This window comes from Kribbella soli, assembly GCF_004331345.1.
Lineage (GTDB): Bacteria > Actinomycetota > Actinomycetes > Propionibacteriales > Kribbellaceae > Kribbella > Kribbella soli.
In genome coordinates this window covers 653,391-670,699 of sequence record NZ_SJJZ01000003.1, presented here as the reverse complement: position 1 = coordinate 670,699, position 17,309 = coordinate 653,391, and the positions used below count along the sequence as shown (strand labels likewise).

At 69.6% G+C, this 17,309-nt stretch carries 17 protein-coding genes; 9 read left to right on the top strand and 8 right to left on the bottom strand.

Translation table 11 applies throughout. The features are described from left to right. Window positions 1–49: 49 nt before the first annotated feature. The 6 genes from E0H45_RS43685 to E0H45_RS26065 all read right to left on the bottom strand — a co-directional run bounded on the left by E0H45_RS43685 (window position 50) and on the right by E0H45_RS26065 (window position 9,073). Entirely contained in the window at window positions 50–3,358 is a 3,309-nt protein-coding gene (locus E0H45_RS43685; RefSeq protein ID WP_272949004.1) for a S8 family serine peptidase, read from the bottom strand. A 266-nt stretch (window positions 3,359–3,624) separates the two neighbouring features. Continuing rightward, window positions 3,625–4,257, bottom strand: coding sequence for a response regulator (locus tag E0H45_RS26085; protein WP_131342103.1), 633 nt, complete (start codon window positions 4,255–4,257; stop codon window positions 3,625–3,627). After that, window positions 4,250–5,494 carry a sensor histidine kinase gene (locus tag E0H45_RS26080; protein ID WP_131342101.1) on the bottom strand — a complete coding sequence of 415 codons (1,245 nt, stop codon included), beginning with the start codon at window positions 5,492–5,494 and terminating at the stop codon, window positions 4,250–4,252. The genes E0H45_RS26085 and E0H45_RS26080 overlap by 8 nt, the downstream gene beginning before the upstream one ends. Before the next feature lie 22 nt (window positions 5,495–5,516). Further along, window positions 5,517–6,281 (bottom strand): ABC transporter permease, encoded by a 765-nt coding sequence (locus tag E0H45_RS26075; protein ID WP_131342099.1) that lies wholly within the window; start codon window positions 6,279–6,281, stop codon window positions 5,517–5,519. Next, the gene (locus tag E0H45_RS26070) at window positions 6,278–7,192 is read right to left on the bottom strand and encodes an ABC transporter ATP-binding protein (protein WP_131342097.1); all 915 of its coding nucleotides are present in this window, start codon (window positions 7,190–7,192) and stop codon (window positions 6,278–6,280) included. The genes E0H45_RS26075 and E0H45_RS26070 overlap by 4 nt, the downstream gene beginning before the upstream one ends. A gap of 93 nt (window positions 7,193–7,285) precedes the next feature. Beyond that, window positions 7,286–9,073, bottom strand: a complete 1,788-nt coding sequence (locus E0H45_RS26065) for an AMP-dependent synthetase/ligase (protein ID WP_131342095.1) — start codon at window positions 9,071–9,073, stop codon at window positions 7,286–7,288. 105 nt (window positions 9,074–9,178) lie between these two features. Here E0H45_RS26065 and E0H45_RS26060 point away from each other — a divergent pair, with 105 nt between their 5' ends. From E0H45_RS26060 to E0H45_RS26030, 7 genes are all read left to right on the top strand, one after another. After that, entirely contained in the window at window positions 9,179–9,640 is a 462-nt protein-coding gene (locus E0H45_RS26060; RefSeq protein WP_131342093.1) for a polyketide cyclase / dehydrase and lipid transport, read from the top strand. A 4-nt stretch (window positions 9,641–9,644) separates the two neighbouring features. Beyond that, the gene (locus tag E0H45_RS26055) at window positions 9,645–10,076 is read left to right on the top strand and encodes an SRPBCC family protein (protein ID WP_131342091.1); all 432 of its coding nucleotides are present in this window, start codon (window positions 9,645–9,647) and stop codon (window positions 10,074–10,076) included. A 4-nt stretch (window positions 10,077–10,080) separates the two neighbouring features. Continuing rightward, the gene (locus E0H45_RS26050) at window positions 10,081–11,385 is read left to right on the top strand and encodes an ArsA family ATPase (protein WP_131342089.1); all 1,305 of its coding nucleotides are present in this window, start codon (window positions 10,081–10,083) and stop codon (window positions 11,383–11,385) included. Then, on the top strand, window positions 11,382–11,774 hold the full coding sequence (locus tag E0H45_RS26045) for a hypothetical protein (protein ID WP_131342087.1): 393 nt from the start codon (window positions 11,382–11,384) through the stop codon (window positions 11,772–11,774). Before E0H45_RS26050 ends, E0H45_RS26045 begins: the two co-directional genes overlap by 4 nt. Continuing rightward, entirely contained in the window at window positions 11,765–12,736 is a 972-nt protein-coding gene (locus E0H45_RS26040; RefSeq protein WP_131342085.1) for an ROK family glucokinase, read from the top strand. Before E0H45_RS26045 ends, E0H45_RS26040 begins: the two co-directional genes overlap by 10 nt. A 70-nt stretch (window positions 12,737–12,806) precedes the next feature. Continuing rightward, complete coding sequence (locus E0H45_RS26035) at window positions 12,807–13,940, top strand: ROK family glucokinase (protein WP_131342083.1); 1,134 nt, start codon at window positions 12,807–12,809, stop codon at window positions 13,938–13,940. Then, window positions 13,937–14,632 carry an endonuclease/exonuclease/phosphatase family protein gene (locus E0H45_RS26030; RefSeq protein WP_131342081.1) on the top strand — a complete coding sequence of 232 codons (696 nt, stop codon included), beginning with the start codon at window positions 13,937–13,939 and terminating at the stop codon, window positions 14,630–14,632. Before E0H45_RS26035 ends, E0H45_RS26030 begins: the two co-directional genes overlap by 4 nt. Here E0H45_RS26030 and E0H45_RS26025 read toward each other — a convergent pair. Both E0H45_RS26025 and E0H45_RS26020 read right to left on the bottom strand, forming a co-directional pair. Beyond that, window positions 14,622–15,365, bottom strand: a complete 744-nt coding sequence (locus tag E0H45_RS26025) for a phytanoyl-CoA dioxygenase family protein (protein ID WP_165546597.1) — start codon at window positions 15,363–15,365, stop codon at window positions 14,622–14,624. The two genes, E0H45_RS26030 and E0H45_RS26025, sit on opposite strands and share 11 nt — an antisense overlap. Window positions 15,366–15,405: 40 nt before the next feature. Beyond that, complete coding sequence (locus E0H45_RS26020; RefSeq protein WP_131342078.1) at window positions 15,406–16,158, bottom strand: enoyl-CoA hydratase-related protein; 753 nt, start codon at window positions 16,156–16,158, stop codon at window positions 15,406–15,408. 93 nt (window positions 16,159–16,251) lie between these two features. On the opposite strand from E0H45_RS26020, the gene E0H45_RS26015 reads away from it, so the two are divergent. Both E0H45_RS26015 and E0H45_RS26010 read left to right on the top strand, forming a co-directional pair. After that, entirely contained in the window at window positions 16,252–16,764 is a 513-nt protein-coding gene (locus E0H45_RS26015; RefSeq protein WP_131342076.1) for a hypothetical protein, read from the top strand. Between the two features lie 15 nt (window positions 16,765–16,779). Further along, entirely contained in the window at window positions 16,780–17,307 is a 528-nt protein-coding gene (locus E0H45_RS26010) for a hypothetical protein (protein WP_131342074.1), read from the top strand. Window positions 17,308–17,309: the final 2 nt, after the last annotated feature.

Sequence of the window (17,309 nt, the reverse complement as noted above, 5' to 3'; positions counted from 1 at the left end):
GGAGCTGGCCGGCCGGACCCCGCGGGACCCGGCCCGGCCAGCCGACGCGCTAGTTGACGATGATCTTGTCGACCTCGATCGTCACGCCCTTGACGAGTGGCGTCGAGGTCCCGGTCGTCACCGACCCGGTGCCCTTCTGCACACCCTTGATGTTCATCGAGTACGTCATCGAGCCACCCGGCGCTCCCGGCGTACTCGTGATCCGGTAGTCAGTCACCGGCGGACCGACGATCTGGCTCCCGGCCGTACCCTCGAAGTTCTCCGCACCCACCGTCAGGCCGTACCCCGCCGGCGGACTGCCGGGCAGGTTGCCCGGGTCGTAGGCGTAGGTGATGTCCTCGGCACCGTTGAGGCCGATCCACTGCTGGAACACCTTCATGCTGTTCGTGCCGAACAGGTTCACCCGCCACTCGAGGACGAGCCAATCGGACACCCCGTCGGTGAGCGTGCCGGCGAAGATGCCTGGCGTTCCGGTGCCGTCGAGATCGGTCCAGTACGACGCGAGCACGTTGTTCGGACGCGCCGGGTCCGGCAGGTTCTGCGGCAGGAACTGGACGTCGTCACTCGAGCTGGTGCCGCCGACGACCGTGTAGCCGTTGGACGTCACCCCGACCCGGGTGTACGTCTGCCCGGCGTACTGGAACGCCGGAACGTTGAAGTTCAGTGCCTGTTCGTCCCCGACCGGGATCGGGGCGATGCCGAACGCGTCGAGCGGGAGGTACCCGGCCAGCGATCCCGGCGAGATGACCGGGCTGTCGGGCTGGCGCCCGGCGAGCGTGGCCGTCTTGGTTGCGATCTGCGGGCCGACCTGGGTCGCGCCGGTGACGCTGTTCAGCCGCAGTTGCGAGCTCAGCGTGCTGACCGCCGTCACGTTCGTGGTCCGCAGGCTGTTGTTCTGCACGGTCACCGTGCAGGTCGACTGACCGGTGTTCCGCGCGATGGTGGACGGCGTACAGGTCTGGTCGATCGGGACGATGCCCTCCTGGCGGAAGAACGCCACCGGCAGGTGCAGGGCCCGGCTGCCGCCGACCTGCGTGAGGTTGACCTGGCCGAAGTACTGGCCGTCGGGTACGTCGGGTGCCGTGATCGCGATCGTCAGCTTCTGCGACTTACCCGGCTTCACCTGGAACGCGGGCGGGAGCACGGTGATGTTCGCGCCGTTGACCGTCGTACCGGTGGCCTTGAAGGTGAGTGTCTGGTTGGTGACGTTGGTGACCGTCCGCTTGGCGGTGATCAGGCCCGGCATGGTCGGTGCGTTCACCGACGGCAGGTTCAGATCGATCCGGTTCAGCGCGTCGGTGGCCGCGGACGCGTAGTTCGCCGCGGTCTCGTCCATGGTCAGACCGGGGTCGCCGGCCTTGGTGAGGTCGATCCGCCCGCCGCCGTAGTCGAACGGGTCGGCCTGGGTGGTGCGATCCGGCTTCTTGACGGTCGTCTTCGCGGTCGTCTCGAGCGCCGACTTGATCTGGCCGGGCGTCCAGGACGGGTGCAGGGCGAGGACCAGCGCGGCGGAGCCGGCCACGTGCGGCGACGACATCGATGTACCGGCGATCACCTGGTACAGGTTCCCGGGCGGGCCTTCGGCCGGGGACTCGGGTGTCGGCGTCTGTCCGGCCAGGATGTGCAGGCCGGGTGCGGTGACATCGGGTTTGAGGAAGTCGCCACCGGGGCCGCGTGACGAGAACGACGTCATCACGTCGCCCTGCCAGGTGGTCTTGGTGCCTTGTGTGAACGTTGCGGTGGTGGTCCCTGGGTGCGCTGTGAGGAAGGCCAGCAGCGCGTCGGCGTCGGGCTTCTCGAGCTGTACGGCCGGCAGCCAGTGGTTGTCGGTGAAGACGTCGGACGGAGCCGTTGAGTTGTACATCAGCATGCCGGCCGCGCCGCCCTGCTTGATGTTGAAGCCCTTCATCACCCGGCCGGGGGTGAATTGACAGGCGACGATCTTGCCGGTGAACACTCCTGCTGATGCCGGTGTGTTGCAGGTCGCGTCGGTGTACCCGGGGGTGGTCCCTGCGAGTACGACGGGCAGCGGCGAGCCGATGCCCGCGGTGATCGACGCGCCGGAGACCGTGGCGGTCGCACTACCAGCGGCCAGCGTGACCGTCGAGCGGAAGGTGCGGCTCTGGGTGGACGCCGCAACCGTGGTGACCCACGGGCTGCGGTGGTCGGTGGTGTTCGCACCCGGGCCGGAGTTGCCGGCCGAGGCGGAGACGAACACGCCCGCGGCGTACGCGTCCAGGAAGGCGAGTTCGACCGGGTCGCTGTACGGGTCGCTGCCGCCGGAGATCGAGAAGTTGATCACCCGGACGCCGTCGAGGATGGCCCGTGCGACGGCCGCGGCCGAGTCGCTCGGGAAGCAGCCCTCGGCGCCGCAGACCTTGTAGACCGACACGGCCGCCGCCGGTGCCATCCCGGCGATCGCGCCGCGGTCGATGCCCAGCGGGTTCGCGTGCGCGACCGCGGCACCGGCCGATGTCGAGGCGGTGTGCGTGCCGTGACCGTTGGAGTCACGCGCGCTGTCCGGGTAGGTGTCGCCGCCGATCACCGCGTTGTAGGTGTCGAGGAACGGCCGGCCGCCGATCAGCTTGTTGGTGCAGTTGAACACGTCGACCGCAGGTGTCAGCGGGTTGTCGCCGAAGTCGCACACGCGCGGTGTCGCATCGGCGGTCGGCGGTGGTGCGGGCAGACCGCCCGGGTCGGCGAAGGACGGGTGCTCCGGCCACGCGCCGGTGTCGAGGACGCCGACGATGACGCCCTTACCGGAGTTGGCCGAGCCACCGAGCTGGTTGTAGATCGTCGGAGCACCGATGAAGGCGCCGCTGGAATCGGTGAGCAACTGCTGCGGGTTGTCCTGCTGGACCGCGGCCACACCGGGCAGCTTCAGCAGGTCGCGGGCCTGGTTCGCCGGCACGCTGAGCGCGATTCCGCCGTACACGGTGCGAAGCCGCTGGCCGGCCCTCGCGCTCGGGACCTTCGACTGCATCGCGGTGAGGAAGTTGTTCTCCAGCGTGGCCACGTGCTTCAGGTACTTCGTGGCGTTCGCGCCCTTCACGTCGAGGCGCTTGCCGGTGACGGACGGGCTGGTGCCGGGCAGGCCTTTGATCCCGCCGCGGTACGCCGCCAGCGAGTCGTAGTCGAGCTTGACGACCACGCGGACCTGCTTGGGGGACGTGCTGTTCACCAGCGCAGGGTCGCTCTGCGCGAGCTGCCCGCTGGGTGACTTGGCGCCGTTGACCGTACTGGCGACGGTCAGGGGCGTAGCGGTCCAGGGCCGGCCGTTCGGCGCGGTGGGGGACGGATCTGCGGCTGACGCGGTCATCGCGGGCAGCAGCGCAGCGACCAGCAGACCGGCGGACACACCGGCCGTGACCCTTCGAGTGGTGGTACGACGATGACCTCGTCGGTGATGCGGTGACCTCATGCGCGGGCCTCCAGAGAGACGGAACGCCGTCGCGGAAGGAGGCAGCACGGAACGTCAGGAGACCCCCAGGTCGAAACGCAGTGAATCCCTCAGTCCTGTGACCGAATCCCCCCGGATACCGGCGTCGCGGCCGGCACCCCCGCGGCGCCTGCCTGAGCCGAGATTATGCCGAGAACCCGCGCCCGGCCAGACCTCGGAGTTCGTCAGTCGCGACCGAGAATTCCCTGCTCGTAGCCTTTGGCAACGGCTGCGGCACGGTCGGTGACGCCGAGTTTGGTGAAGACGTGGCTGAGATGCGTCTTCACCGTGGCCTCGCTGATGAACAGCTCGCGGGCGATGTCGCGGTTCGACGTACCCTTCGCGACCAGCTCCAGGACCTGCCGTTCGCGCGCGGCCAACGGACTCGGCGCCGGTGAGCGGACCGCCGACACCAGCCGCGAGGCGACCGCGGGGGAGAGCACCGTGCGGCCGGCCGCAGCCTGGCGGACGGCGTTGAACAACTCGTCCTGCGGCGCGTCCTTGAGCAGGTAGCCGGTGGCGCCCGCCTCGATCGCCGGCAGCGTGTCGGTGTCGGTGTCCCAGGTCGTCAGGACCAGCACCTTCGAACCGATGCCGCGGCGAGCCAGCTCGGTGATCGCGTCGAGCCCGCCGCCACCTGGCATCCGGAGGTCCATCAGGATCACGTCCGGGCTCAGGTCCGCGGCCAGCTCGACCGCCTCGACGCCGTTCGACGCCTCCGCGAGCACGGTGAACCCGGGCGTGGACTCGAACATGCCACGCAGCCCGTTGCGGACCACCGGGTGATCGTCGACGAGGAGCAATGAGATCTCAGCCATGGAGCACCAACGGTATGCGAGCCGACACCGCCGTACCGAGGCCAGGCTCGGACTCGACTGTCAGGGAACCGGCGATGCGTTCGGCGCGGGCCCGCATGCCGTCGAGGCCGAAGCCGCCGGTGCCGGTGCGGGCAGACAGAGCCAGCGGATCGAAGCCCTTGCCGTCGTCGCGAATATCCACCGTCACCTCGTCGTCCATGAAGCTGAGGGTCACGCCGACGCGGGTCGCGGCGGCGTGCTTCGACACGTTCGCCAGCGCCTCCTGCGTGATCCGCAGGACGGTCGCCGAGAACTCGCCGTGCAGGTGCTGCGCCGTCCCGGTCAGGGTGAACTCGGCGGGTACGCCGGTCCGCTCGGACCACTGGTTGACGGTCTTGCGGAGCGCCTCCGGGAGACCGTCGTACGACAGGCCCGCCGGAGCCAGGTTCTGCACCGAGCGGCGCGCCTCGCCGAGGCTGTGCCGGGCCAGATCGGTCGCGCGGCCGACGTGCTCCTTGACGGTTGCCGGGTCGGACGCGTTGGCAGCGTTGGCGGCGACCTGGAGCTGCGCGATGATGCCGGTCAGCCCCTGCGCGATGGTGTCGTGGATCTCCGCGGCCAGCCGGCGCCGCTCGTCCGCGATGCCCGCTTCCCTTGCCTGCACAAGGAGTTGGGCCTGCAGCGCGGCGTTCTCCTCGTGCGCCTGCTCGAGCTCGGTGATGGTGGCGGCCCGGGCCTGCGACCGCGCCTCCTGCTGCTCCGCGAAGTGCTTCACCACGGTCAGCAGCACGTTGTTCGCGATCAGGAGGCCGCCGAACACCAGCCAGCCGGCCCGGTCGCGGAACGGCATGCCGCCGGTCTGCGCACCGGCGATCGGGATCGAGCAGGCGAACAGCGCGAGCCGTTGCCGTTTCCGGCCGGGAATCAGTTCGTCGGCGTCGTAGTAGCCGGCCACCACGAAGAACGCGAAGAACCCGTTCAGGACCGTCAGCACGAACGCGATCGCCCAGCGCACCACGTAGTACGTCACCGACACGGCGTTCGGACCGCGGTGCAGGCGGCCGCTCCAGTCCCACCACACCAGCATCACCAGCGCGGTCGGCACCAGCACCAGTGCCACGAGCCGCTCGCCGGTGAACGGCATCAGCGTCCCTGAGGTGATCGACGCCAGGAAAGTGCCGAGGCCGAGCAGGAAGTACGGCGCCCAGCGCTGGAAGGCCGCCTGGCGCCGTTCGAGCTCGCTGTCGGCCGTCGTCACCTGCCCAGTCTGCACGAACGTCCTACTCCCACCGGAACCATCGTGCGGCCGCGGCCGTCAGGACCACCGCCCACGCGGTCAGCACGCCGAGATGGGACCAGGCCGGCCAGTGCCCGGCCGCGGCCTGCTCGAGTGCCTGGGAGGCGGCACCGAACGGCAGGAGTACGACGATCTCCCGCAGTGTGTGCGGCATCGACTGAACCGGAGCCCACAGACCGGCGGAGAACAGGCATGGGAAGAACACCACCATGCCGATGCCGGTCGCGAGCCGTGCGGTCGGAGCGAGCGCCGAGATCAGCGCGCCGAGTGCCAGCGCGGCGGTGACCGTGAGCAGGAACGCCAGCGCGTAGCCGACGGCCTGCTTCGGCAGCTGGACGTCGAACGCGAGGCGCCCGATCGTCAGGCAGACCAGCGCCGACAGCACGCCCGCGGCGCCGTTCAGCCCCATCTGGGCGGTGAGCAGCGCGGACGGCCGGACCGGCGTCAAGGACATCCGGCGCAGGATGCCGCGTTCGCGGTAGCCGGTGATCACCGGCGGCATCGCCTGCAGACCGGTGACGATCAGCGCGACCAGAACCAGGGTCGGCACGTACACGTCGATGACCCGCATCCCGAGCCCCGCGTCGAACTTCCGGAAACTCCGGATCGACCCGAGGATCACCAGCAGCAGCGGCGGGAAGCCGAGCATCCAGAACAGGGTGCCCGCCTCCCGGCGGAACAGTCGCGCCTCGGCCCGCAGTACGGCGGTCCGTGGCGAGGTACGGCGTACCGCCGCGATCGTGCTCATTGGGTGGCTCCCGTGAGGTCGAGGAAGGCGTCGTCGAGGGTGGCGTCGGTGACGCGGAGCTGGTGGGCGGTGATGCGGTGCCGGGCGAGCAGCGACAGCAGCGCCGTCACGGTCTCGTCGGATCCGCCGAGGGTGATCCGGCCGTCCTTGTTCTCGACGGACGCGAGCGCCGGCAGCGCGGCCACGTCCGCGTCGTCGAGCGGTGCCGACGGGGTGAACGAGATGATCGTCGAGCCCGCGGTCCGGCTGATCAGTCCCTGCGGAGTGTCGAGCGCGGTGATCCGGCCCTTGTCGATCAAGGCGATCCGGTCGCACAGGCGCTGCGCTTCCTCCATGAAGTGCGTGACCAGCAGGACGGTGACGCCGCGGTCGCGAACGTCCTCGACGATCTCCCAGGTGTCCCGGCGGGCGCGCGGGTCGAGACCGGTGGTCAGCTCGTCCAGTACGACGACGCGCGGGTTGCCGATCAGCGCGAGCGCGATGAACAGTCGTTGCTTCTGGCCACCACTGAGGACGCCGAACCGGGTGTTCAGGCGACCGGTCAGGCCGAGTCGCTCGGCGAGCGGCCGCCAGTCCGCCGGGTTCGGGTACAGGGCGGCGTACAGCTCGAGGGCTTCGCGGACCGTGAGCTTGGCCTGCAGTTCGCTCTCCTGCAGTTGCGCGCCGAGCACCTGCGTGACGGCGGCATGATCGGCGACCGGGTCGAGCCCGGCGACCCGGACCCGTCCGCCGTCGGGGACGCGCAGGCCCTCGACGCACTCGACGGTGGTGGTCTTACCGGCGCCGTTCGGCCCGAGGATCCCGAAGATCTCGCCCTCGTCGACACTGAACGACACCTCGTCGACAACGGTCCGCACGCCGTACGCCTTGCGCAGGTTGCTGACTTCGACGATGGGAGAAGTACTGGTCATACCCAAAGCCTCGCGGACGGCGTACGGCGCCCACATCGCCCGACGGGACAGTCCCGGCATCAGCCATTCGGGTGATGCCGGGCTACGACCTACCTACTTCGCGTACAGCGCCTCGACGTCGGTGCCGTGCTTCTCCATCACGATGTGCCGGCGCAGCGAGAGCTTCAGCGACAGCTCGCCGGTCTCCTGGGTCCAGTCGATCGGGAGGATCGAGAACTTCTTGATCGCCTCGGCGTGCGAGACCGAGGTGTTCGCGTCGTCGATCGCCTTCTGCACCTCGGCGATCAGGTCGGCGTCCCGGGTCAGCGCCGCCGGGTCGGTCGGCTTCCCGCGCTCGGTCGCCCACGGAACGATGTTCTCCGCGTCGATCGTGATCAGCGCCGCGATGAACGGCTTGCCGTCGCCGACGACCATGCACTGGCTGACCAGCGGGTGCAGCCGGATCTGGTCCTCGAGCATCGTCGGCGCGACGTTCTTCCCGCCTGCCGTCACCAGGATCTCCTTCTTCCGGCCGGTGATCTTGATGAACCCGTCGACGTCGAACTCGCCCAGGTCGCCGGTGTGGAACCAGCCGTCCGCGTCGATCGCGTTCGCGGTCGCCTCGTCGCTCTTCCAGTAGCCCTGCATCACCTGGCCGCCCTTGAACAGCAGCTCACGGTCGTCCGCGACACCGACCGTCACACCAGGAAGCGGCCGGCCCACGGTGCCGATGCGGATGTCGTCGGGCAGGTTCACCGACACCGCGGCGGTGGTCTCGGTCAGGCCGTAGCCCTCCAGGACCGGTACGCCGATCCCGCGGAAGAAGTGACCGAGCTTGTCGCCGAGGGGAGCGCCACCGGAGACGGCGTACTGCACCTGCCCGCCGAGCACCGCCCGCAGCTTGCCGAAGACGAGACGGTCGAAGAGCAGGTGCTTGGCCTTCAGCCCGAACGACGCGCCGCCCTTGTCCTGCGCCTGCGAGTACGCGATCGCGGTCTCCGCGGCGGCGTCGAAGATCTTGCCCTTGCCGTCGGCGTGCGCCTTCTGGCTGGCCGAGTTGAACACCTTCTCGAACACCCGCGGCACGCTCAGGATGAACGTCGGCCGGAACGCGCCGAGGTCCTCGACCAGGTTCTTCACGTCGGCGCTGTGCCCGACCTTGACCCGCTTCATCACGCAGCCGACCTGGATGATCCGGGCGAACACGTGCGCCAGCGGCAGGAACAGCAAGGTGCTCGCACCGGTGGTGTCGAAGAGGTCGTCGAGGATCTTCACCGCCGGACCGAGCTCGTCGAGGAAGTTCGAGTGGCTGATCTTGCAGCCCTTCGGGCGTCCCGTCGTGCCGGAGGTGTAGATGAGGGTCGCGAGGTCGGAAGGCGTGACCGCGGAGCGGCGTTTGTCGAACTCGGCGTCGGTGACGTCCTGGCCGAGTGCGGTCAGCTGGTCGACGGCGCCGGCCTCGATCTGCCAGATCTCCTGCAGCGCGGGCGCCTCGGCCCGGGAGGACTCGACGACCGCGCCGTGGGTCGCGTTCTCGACGACGGCGACGATCGCCTCGGAGTCGGTCAGGATCCACTGGATCTGCGAGGTCGAGGAGGTCTCGTAGATCGGCACGGTGACCGCGCCGATGCTCCAGATCGCGTAGTCGATCAGGGTCCACTCGTACCGTGTCGGGCTGAGCAAGGCGACCCGCTCACCGTGCTTCACACCGGCCGCGATCAGGCCCTTCGCGACGCCTGTCACCTGCTGCGCGAACTCCGCCGCGGTGACATCGGTCCATGCCGACCCCGTACGGCGGCTGAACACCGCGGTGTCAGGATGAGAGGACGCGTTCGCCCACACCGCGTCGCTCAGGCTCCCGGTGGGCGGTTCTGTCACAGCAGGAACGGTGTACTCACGCATCCGCGTCTCCTCAGTCGGTCCCGAATTGTCGACTTCCGGCGCACGCTACAGTCACCTACCCACAAGTAGCCAGGTTTATGTGACCGAAGGAACTAGGTTCTCGGCATGCCATTGCTCGACATCAGTTGCGACGACCTGGTCGTTGCTGATCCAGCCTACGTCGCCGAGCGACTCGGTTCGGACACCCTGTGGCGTGAGTGGTGGCCGGACCTCACGCTGACGCCGTCCGAGCGGCGCGGTCGCGAGGGGGTCCGGTGGGCGGTCACCGGCGCTGCGATCGGTACGGCGGAATGGTGGCTGGAGGCCGTCCGGGACGGGGTCGTCGTGCACTGGTACCTCCGGGTCGACCCTGCGAAGCCCGTCCGCGGCCGCGCGGTCGAGCGCCTGAAGGAGCGGTACGTCGCGGCGTACCGGGAGCGGCTGTGGGCGTTCAAGGACGAGGTCGAGGACGGACGCGCGGCGGGCGAACGCCGTACCGGATCCGATCCCGCGATAGTCTCCGGTGAGGACACGGATCCATCGGGGGGTCCGGTCGTCCCGCAGACCCCGGGCAAAGCGAAGAGGTGAATCGATGGCGGAACAGACCACCTCGACCATCCAGGTGAACGCGACCCCCAAAGAGATCATGGCGGTGATCGCGGACTTCGCGGCGTACCCGGAATGGGCCGACTCGATGCGGGAGACCGAGGTGCTGTCCACCGACGAGGCCGGCCGGCCGAACAAGGTGCGGTTCAAGGTGGACGCCGGGGCGATCTCCGACGAGTACACGCTGGCCTACGTCTGGTCCCGCAACGAGGTGACCTGGACGCTGGTCGAGGCGAAGATGGTGAAGGGGATGGACGGCGCGTACGTCCTGAAGGATCTGGGAGCTGAGGGGACCGAGGTGACGTACCGGCTGGCTGTGGATGTGGCGATCCCGATGATCGGCATGCTCAAGCGGAAGGCCGAGAAGGTCATCATCGACACGGCTCTCAAGGGCCTCAAGAAGCGCGTCGAGTCCTGATCCAGTGACCCGGGTACTGCTCTACACAGGTAAGGGCGGCGTAGGCAAGACGACCTCCGCTGCGGGGACGGCCACGCTCGCCGCACTGCGCGGGCTGCGGACGCTGGTGCTGTCGACGGACGCCGCGCACTCGCTGTCGGACGCGTTCGACTCCGAGGTCGGGCCGGAGCCGACCGAGATCGACGACCTGCTGTTCGTCCAGCAGATCGACGTCCAGCGCAAGTTCGAGCAGTCCTGGGGCGACATCCAGAACTATCTGCGGTCGGTGCTGCACATGGTCGGCGTCGACCCGATCGAGGCCGAGGAGCTGACCGTGCTGCCCGGGGCCGCGGAGGTGCTCGCCCTGCTCCAGGTGCGCGACCACGTCCGGTCCGGTCGCTGGGACGTGATCGTCGTCGACTGCGCCCCGACCGCGGAGACACTCCGGCTGCTGGGGCTGCCCGAGGCGCTGAACTGGTACCTCGATCGGATCTTCAACGCCGAACGCAAGATGATGCGGACGTTCCGGCCGTTCCTGAACCGCGGGTCGAGCATCCCGATGCCCGACGACACCGTCTTCGACGCGCTGCGGCGGCTGCAGGCCGATCTGTCCGACATCCGCACGTTGCTGGCCGGCCCGGACGCCTCGGTGCGGCTGGTGCTGACGCCGGAGGCGGTCGTGGTCGCCGAGGCCCGACGGTCGCTGACCCGGCTGTCGCTGTACGGGTACCGCGTGGACGGCGTCGTGGCGAACCGGGTGTTCCCGGCGGCCGGGGCCGACACGTGGCGCCGGCAATGGGTCGCCGCGCAGCGGGGGATTCTCGAGGAGGTCGCGGACTCGTTCCGGCCGTTGCCGATCTGGGAGTCGCCGTACCGCGTCTGTGAGCCGGTCGGCGTCGAGGAACTGGCCGCGTTCGCGGTGGAGATGTACGGCGGGGACGACCCGTTCGCACGCGCCACCGACGACACGTCGCTGTGGGTCGATCGGCACATCGACACCGACGGGCGGACGTACACGCTGACGATGCCGTTGCCGTTGGCATCCGCCGACGAGCTCGAGCTCGCGCGGCACGGGGACGAACTGATCATCACCGTCGGGTCGTACCGTCGGGTGCTGCCGCTGCCGGCCGCCCTGGCGCGTGGCGTGGTCGCGGGCGCGCGGCTGGACGAAGGCCGGTTGCAGGTGCGGTTCTCGCCGCGGGAGGCCGCCCGACCGGTGGCGCCTGAGGTGCCGAGCGGAGCGGGTCCGTTGGAGTCGGCGCAGGAGCTGGCGCAGGGCTTGACGGCGGAGTACCACGAGGCGCGGACTCGTCGCGAGGCGGCGCGGTGACGAAAGATCCGGTCGGCTCGGTCGCTGAGGAAGCCGCGAAGCTGTTCGCCGTACTGCAGAACGCTGCGCATGACGCGCCGCCTGCAGCTGAGGACACCGCTCAGGACGCTGGGGACCACGAGCACAAGCTGGGGCCCGACTGTGTATGGTGCCCGGTCTGTCAGCTGATCCACCGGGTGCGGAACACCAGCCCGGAGACGATCGAGCAGCTGTCGACGGCGGCCGCGCACGTGCTCGGCTCAGTGAGATCTCTGCTGGAGGCCGCCGCGGACGCGGCCCGGCAGACGCGGGAGGACGCAGCGTCGCGGTCCTCGCCACCAGAGGAGGAACCGGCCCGGTCCCGGGTGGACCGGATCGACGTGAGTGAGGACCCCGAACCATGGGACTGACGATCGGCATCGACGTCGGCGGTACGAAGATCGCGGCCGGCGTGGTCGACGAGCACGGCGCGATCATCGCGCGCACGCAACGCGACACCCCGGCCGACTCGGTCGACGCCACCGCGGCGGCGATCTGCGACGCGGCCGCCGAGCTGATCGCGAACCACGACGTGGAAGCGGTCGGCATCGGCGCGGCCGGGTTCGTCTCCTCGGACCGGTCGACGGTGCTGTTCGCGCCGAACCTGGCCTGGCGCGACGAGCCGCTCGGCGCGCGCCTCGCGGAGCAGCTGAAGATCCCGGTCGTGGTCGAGAACGACGCGAACTCGGCGGCCTGGGGCGAGTTCGCGTTCGGCGCGGCCAAGGACGTCGAGCACATGGTCTGCATTACGGTCGGCACCGGGATCGGCGGCGGCGTCGTGATCGACGGCGAGCTGCTGCGCGGCGCCCATGGTGTGGCGGCCGAGCTCGGCCACATGCGCGTCGTACCCGGTGGGCACCGGTGTGGATGCGGGGCGCGGGGCTGCCTCGAGCAGTACGCGTCCGGGCGGGCGCTGGTGCGCGAGGGCAAGGCGCAGGCCGAATCGGGTTCGCTGGCGGCGGCGCAGATGCTGAGCGTGTGCGGGATCACGGACCCCGCAGAGCTGACCGGGCCGATGATCACCGAGGCGGCGATGAAGGGCGACCCGTGCGCCGTCGAGCTGCTCGAGGACCTTGGGCGCTGGCTCGGCGAGGGACTGGCCAGTCTCGCGACCATGTTCGACCCCACGCTGATCGTGATCGGCGGCGGTGTCAGCGCGGCCAAGGACCTGCTGATGAAGTCCGCGCTGCAGGCGTTCGAGAGGAACCTCCCGGCCAAGTCGAACCGGCCGCACGCCGCCTTCAGCCTCGCTGAGCTGGGCAACGACGCAGGCCTGATCGGCGCCGCCGACCTGGCCCGCCGGCCGGCACCGGCACCGGTACAGTCCCGATGATTGTCCTGACCTGGGATACTGGAGCCGAGACACACCCTGGCCCGGCGGGGGTCGCGAGGAAGGTCGAACCTTGGCTTTGACGCAGGCTTTGACGATCGGGATCGACATCGGCGGGACGAAGGTGGCCGCCGGGGTCGTCGACCCCGAGGGCAACATCCTGGACCGGTTGCGCCGGGACACGCCGACCAAGGACCCCAAGGAGACCGAGGACGCGATCGCGGAGATCGTCCACGACCTGGAGTCGCGGCACGACGTGATCGCGGTCGGCATCGGTGCCGCCGGGTTCGTCGACGGCACCCGGTCCTCGGTGCTGTTCGCGCCGCACCTCGCCTGGCGGCACGAGCCGCTGCGGGACGCGGTCGAGCGCCGGCTCGGCCTGCCGGTCGTGGTCGAGAACGACGCGAACGCGGCCGCCTGGTCCGAGTGGCGGTTCGGCGGCGGCCAGGGTGAGAGCCACCTGGTGTGCGTCACCCTCGGCACCGGCATCGGCGGCGCCATCCTGAACGACGGTGCGTTGCAGCGCGGGAAGTTCGGGATCGCGGGCGAGTTCGGGCACATGCAGGTCGTGCCGGGCGGTCACCGCTGCGAGTGCGGGAACCGCGGCTGCTGGGAGCAGTACGCCTCCGGCAACGCGCTCACCCGGGAGGCCCGTGAGCTGGCGCTGTCCGGATCGCCGGTCGCGCACAACCTGCTGCGGGCGGCCGAAGGCGACCCGCGGAAGATCAACGGCCCGATGGTGACCGAGCTCGCCAAGGACGGCGACCCGGTTGCGGTCGAGCTGCTCGAGGACGTCGGTCGCTGGCTCGGCATCGGCCTCGCGAACCTGGCCGCCGCGCTGGACCCGGGCACGTTCGTGATCGGCGGCGGCGTGTCCGACGCGGGCGAGCTGCTGCTGGCGCCGGCGCGGGAGGCGTTCAAGCGGACGCTGACCGGTCGCGGGTTCCGCCCGGAGGCGCGGATCGTCCGTGCGGTGCTCGGTCCGGAGGCCGGCCTGGTCGGTGCGGCCGACCTCGCGCGTGAAGAGGCGACCTGGCTGCGCCGGGTCCGGGTGAAGACCACCGCCGTGACCGCGAAGACGGCTGCGGCGCGTGGACGGTCGACCCGTCTCGAGCGGGCGGCCCGCAAGTCTGCGGGACGGCGTACCGGAATGCGCGCCGATCCTGACCTGCACCACGCGGACCTGAACGGCGACCCTGAGGCATGAGTGATGGCGCCCTGCGGGTGCTGTCGTACAACGTGCACCGATGGGGAGACGACCGTACGGCGCTCGCTCGGGTGGTGCGGGCGTGCGCGCCGGACGTGATGCTCGTGCAGGAGGCGCCGACCTGGTTCGGGACCCGGCGCAAGCGACGGGCCATGGCGGCGACGTTCGGGATGCGGTACGTCGCGGCGTCCGCCCGGAACGCCATCCTCGTTGCTGACGGCATCGAGCTGACCGAACCGCTGCACTGGCGGATCCGGCGCCCCTTCGTCCGCCGGCGCCTGAACTTCGTCGCCACCCAGTTGCCCGGCGGAGCCGTCGGCGGTCAGGTACTCGTCGGCACGCTGCGGGTCGCGGTCGTCTGCTGCCATCTCGGTCTGCACATCCTCGGCCGTCGGCATGAGCTCGAGCAGGTCCTGAAGCGCTGCCGCGCCTTCGGCACGCCGTACCTGCTGGTCGGCGACCTGAACGAGGAACCCGACGGCCCGGTGTGGAAACGACTGGCCGAGGAAGGCCTGACCGACCTCGGCGCCGACGCGGGCCCGACCTTCAGCTCCACCGATCCCCACAAACGCATCGACGGCGCACACCTGTCGCCAACGCTGCAGGGACGCATCCTCCCGACACCCGCCTCCGCAGAGGACCTCGCCGCCGCCTCCGACCACCTGCCGATGCTGATCGAACTCAGGCCCTGAACTCGACCAACGGATCTGTGACGACGTCGCGCCAGCGGTTGCGGTGCCCGTGAGCTTGCAGCCGGTAGTAGATCGTCTCCCGGCGCTCCGGGCCGGTGTTGCCGCCGATGTTGTGCCCCAGCAGGTAATGCGCGAACAGCACGCTCCCGCGGGGCCCGGTGGCCTGGACCTGCTCACCGAGCTCGATCTTCGGGTACGGCGCCCCGCTCGTGTCCTCGGCCAGCTCCGCAAGGGCGTCGGCGCCGCGCTCAGCCAGGTGCGCCCCGAATCGCAGATGCGTCCCTGGCCAGACATGCAGGTTGCCGTGGTAGAGCTCTTCCTGGTCAGTTAGCCAGACCCCGGCGAGCATCGAGAACGTGTACGGCGTGCCGTCCGGCCCGAGCGGGCTCACTCCGTCGACATGCGGTCCCCCCGGCCGGTGCGACCACGGTGGAATCGTCGTGGCGATCTGCGCGAAGTCGGGCTCGTCGACGCCGAGCTCCGGCCGGATCAGCTCCGCCGCCAGTGCGGCGACGGTGTCCCGGTAGAAGTCGAGCAGCGGATGCGGCCCGTCCTCGAACCTGGGCCAGGCGAAGTGGTGTCCCACGTGCCCGTCCTCGGGCGGTTCCTTGTCCAGCGCCGCTGCGACCAACTCTCGCCCTGCCGCGACCTGCTCGTCGGTCAGTACGTCGGGTATGACGACGTACCCCTGCGTCCGGAACTCCGTCAGTTGTGTGTCGGTGATCTGCCGCATGCCGCCAGTCCAGCAGCGGGATCGGTGAGCGGCAAACGAATTAGTTCTTCTTCTTGCGGTTGAGGAAGGCGAGCATGGCTTCCTGGGCGGCGGGGGAGCCGAACAGGGAGGCGGAGAGTTCGGCGAGGTCCTTGCCGCGGGCATCGATGTCGGCGAGGAGTTCGCGGTTGAGGAGTTTCTTGGTTTCGCGGAGGCCCTGCGGTGCACCCTTCAGCAAGCCGGCGAGCACCGTGTCGACGGCGGCGTCCAGGTCGCTGTCCGGGACCGTCAGCGTGAGCAGCCCGAGGCGCGCTGCCTCGAGTGCGTCGAAGCCGTTGCCGGTCAGGAACGTGTACGCCGCCGCGCGGTCCGTGAGCCGGGGGAGGACCGTGAGCGAGATCGTCGCCGCCGCGAGCCCCAGCCGGACCTCGGTCAACGCAAACGTCGCGCTCTCCCCGGCGACGCTGATGTCGGCCGCCGCCACGATCCCGATCCCGCCGGCCCGCGCCGGGCCTGCCACCCGGGCGACGACCGGCTTCGGGTTCGCCACGATCGCCCGCTGTACGTCGACCATCCGCTGCGCGCCGACGCCCATCCCGACGGTCGTGGCCTCGGACAGATCGGCCCCCGAGCAGAACACGTCCAGCGCCGACCGAACCACGATCACCCGCACCGCGTCGTCCGCGCCCGCCGCCTCGAGCCGCGCCAGCAACTCACCGGTCAACTGCTGCGACAACGCGTTCTTGTTGTGCGGCGAGTCGAGCGTGATCGTGGCAACGCCGCCATCGGTGTCCAGGTGCACGAGTTCCGTCATACCGCCATCCAACACGCTTGCGGCCCAGGCGTCATGCCCAGGCAGACGTGACAGAGCAGACAGGTCGGCCCGGTGACGTGAAAGGGTGCCGGGATGACGATTGACATCAGCGGCTCTCACGTCCGGCAGACGGTCCGGTTCGATCGGCCGATCAAAGGCAAGGATCTGATCGACGCGGTGCGGGCGACCTGCGAGGCGAACAGGTCCGAGTTCTCCGAGACCAAGCGGTACGACGACGGCTGGCTGCACGCCGTCGGCCAGAGTTCGCATGCGGAGTACGAGAACCTGCTGGTGACGCCGGATCGTGAGAATGCCTTCATCGAGCCGGACAAGACGTACACCGAGGCGGTGGTCCTGCGGCACGACGGCGAGCACCGAGGTATGCGGACGCTCGCGCGGTTCGACGTCGAGGACGAGGTCAAGGCGGCGGTCGAGTTCGCGGAGACGTTGCAGCGGACGGTTCAGCACGGTCCCGACGCAGGCACGTCGATCTCGCGTGCCCTGAACGCAGACGGTCCGGAAGTCCGGGCCGACAACAGCCCGGAGTGGGGTCGCGGGGAGAACAGGGGCTATCGCCCCGGCGGCCACCGCGACTTGAGCAGATGAGTGGAGAGTGCCCTGATGGACCTCAGCGATTCGCCCGCCAGGAAGACCGTCGAGTTCGGCCGCGCGATCACGGGTCAGGAACTGATCGACGCGGTGGAAAAGACCTGTGAGCAAGCCGGCGGCGCCCTGTACAAGGAGAAGATCCTTGATGAGGACATCATGTACCTCGTCGGCCGGCAGGGCTGGAACGATGCCGACAACTTGCTGGTGACGCCGGACAGGACGACTGCCCCGATCGCGCCGGAGAAGACGTACACGTCGGCGGTGGTTGTTCGGCACGACCAGCCGGTCGCCGGGAGAGAGTACGACGAAAGTGGTCCCTACACTCGCGACCAGGAGATCCAGTCCGTCGTCACGTTCAGCGAGAAACTGGCGCAAGCTGTCCGTCAGCAGCAGGAGCCCGGGCTGGAGAAGGGGCTCAACCCGAACGCGCTGACTGTGGTGTCGCGGCCCGCTCCGGGGAGTGCCGCCGAAGCGGCTGACTGGCACCGCCGAGATACCGGTACGGCCCACGGCCGTACCGACGGACCACACACTCGCTGAGG

Excerpts from the sequence above, each read along its gene's own strand:
- E0H45_RS26085 (WP_131342103.1), bottom strand. The coding sequence starts at position 4,257 with ATGGCTGAGATCTCATTGCTCCTCGTCGACGATCACCCGGTGGTCCGC.
- E0H45_RS26075 (WP_131342099.1), bottom strand. The coding sequence starts at position 6,281 with ATGAGCACGATCGCGGCGGTACGCCGTACCTCGCCACGGACCGCCGTA.
- E0H45_RS26070 (WP_131342097.1), bottom strand. The coding sequence starts at position 7,192 with ATGACCAGTACTTCTCCCATCGTCGAAGTCAGCAACCTGCGCAAGGCG.
- E0H45_RS26065 (WP_131342095.1), bottom strand. The coding sequence starts at position 9,073 with ATGCGTGAGTACACCGTTCCTGCTGTGACAGAACCGCCCACCGGGAGC.
- E0H45_RS26060 (WP_131342093.1), top strand. The coding sequence starts at position 9,179 with ATGCCATTGCTCGACATCAGTTGCGACGACCTGGTCGTTGCTGATCCA.
- E0H45_RS26055 (WP_131342091.1), top strand. The coding sequence starts at position 9,645 with ATGGCGGAACAGACCACCTCGACCATCCAGGTGAACGCGACCCCCAAA.
- E0H45_RS26040 (WP_131342085.1), top strand. The coding sequence starts at position 11,765 with ATGGGACTGACGATCGGCATCGACGTCGGCGGTACGAAGATCGCGGCC.
- E0H45_RS26030 (WP_131342081.1), top strand. The coding sequence starts at position 13,937 with ATGAGTGATGGCGCCCTGCGGGTGCTGTCGTACAACGTGCACCGATGG.
- E0H45_RS26025 (WP_165546597.1), bottom strand. The coding sequence starts at position 15,365 with ATGCGGCAGATCACCGACACACAACTGACGGAGTTCCGGACGCAGGGG.
- E0H45_RS26020 (WP_131342078.1), bottom strand. The coding sequence starts at position 16,158 with ATGACGGAACTCGTGCACCTGGACACCGATGGCGGCGTTGCCACGATC.
- E0H45_RS26015 (WP_131342076.1), top strand. The coding sequence starts at position 16,252 with ATGACGATTGACATCAGCGGCTCTCACGTCCGGCAGACGGTCCGGTTC.
- E0H45_RS26010 (WP_131342074.1), top strand. The coding sequence starts at position 16,780 with ATGGACCTCAGCGATTCGCCCGCCAGGAAGACCGTCGAGTTCGGCCGC.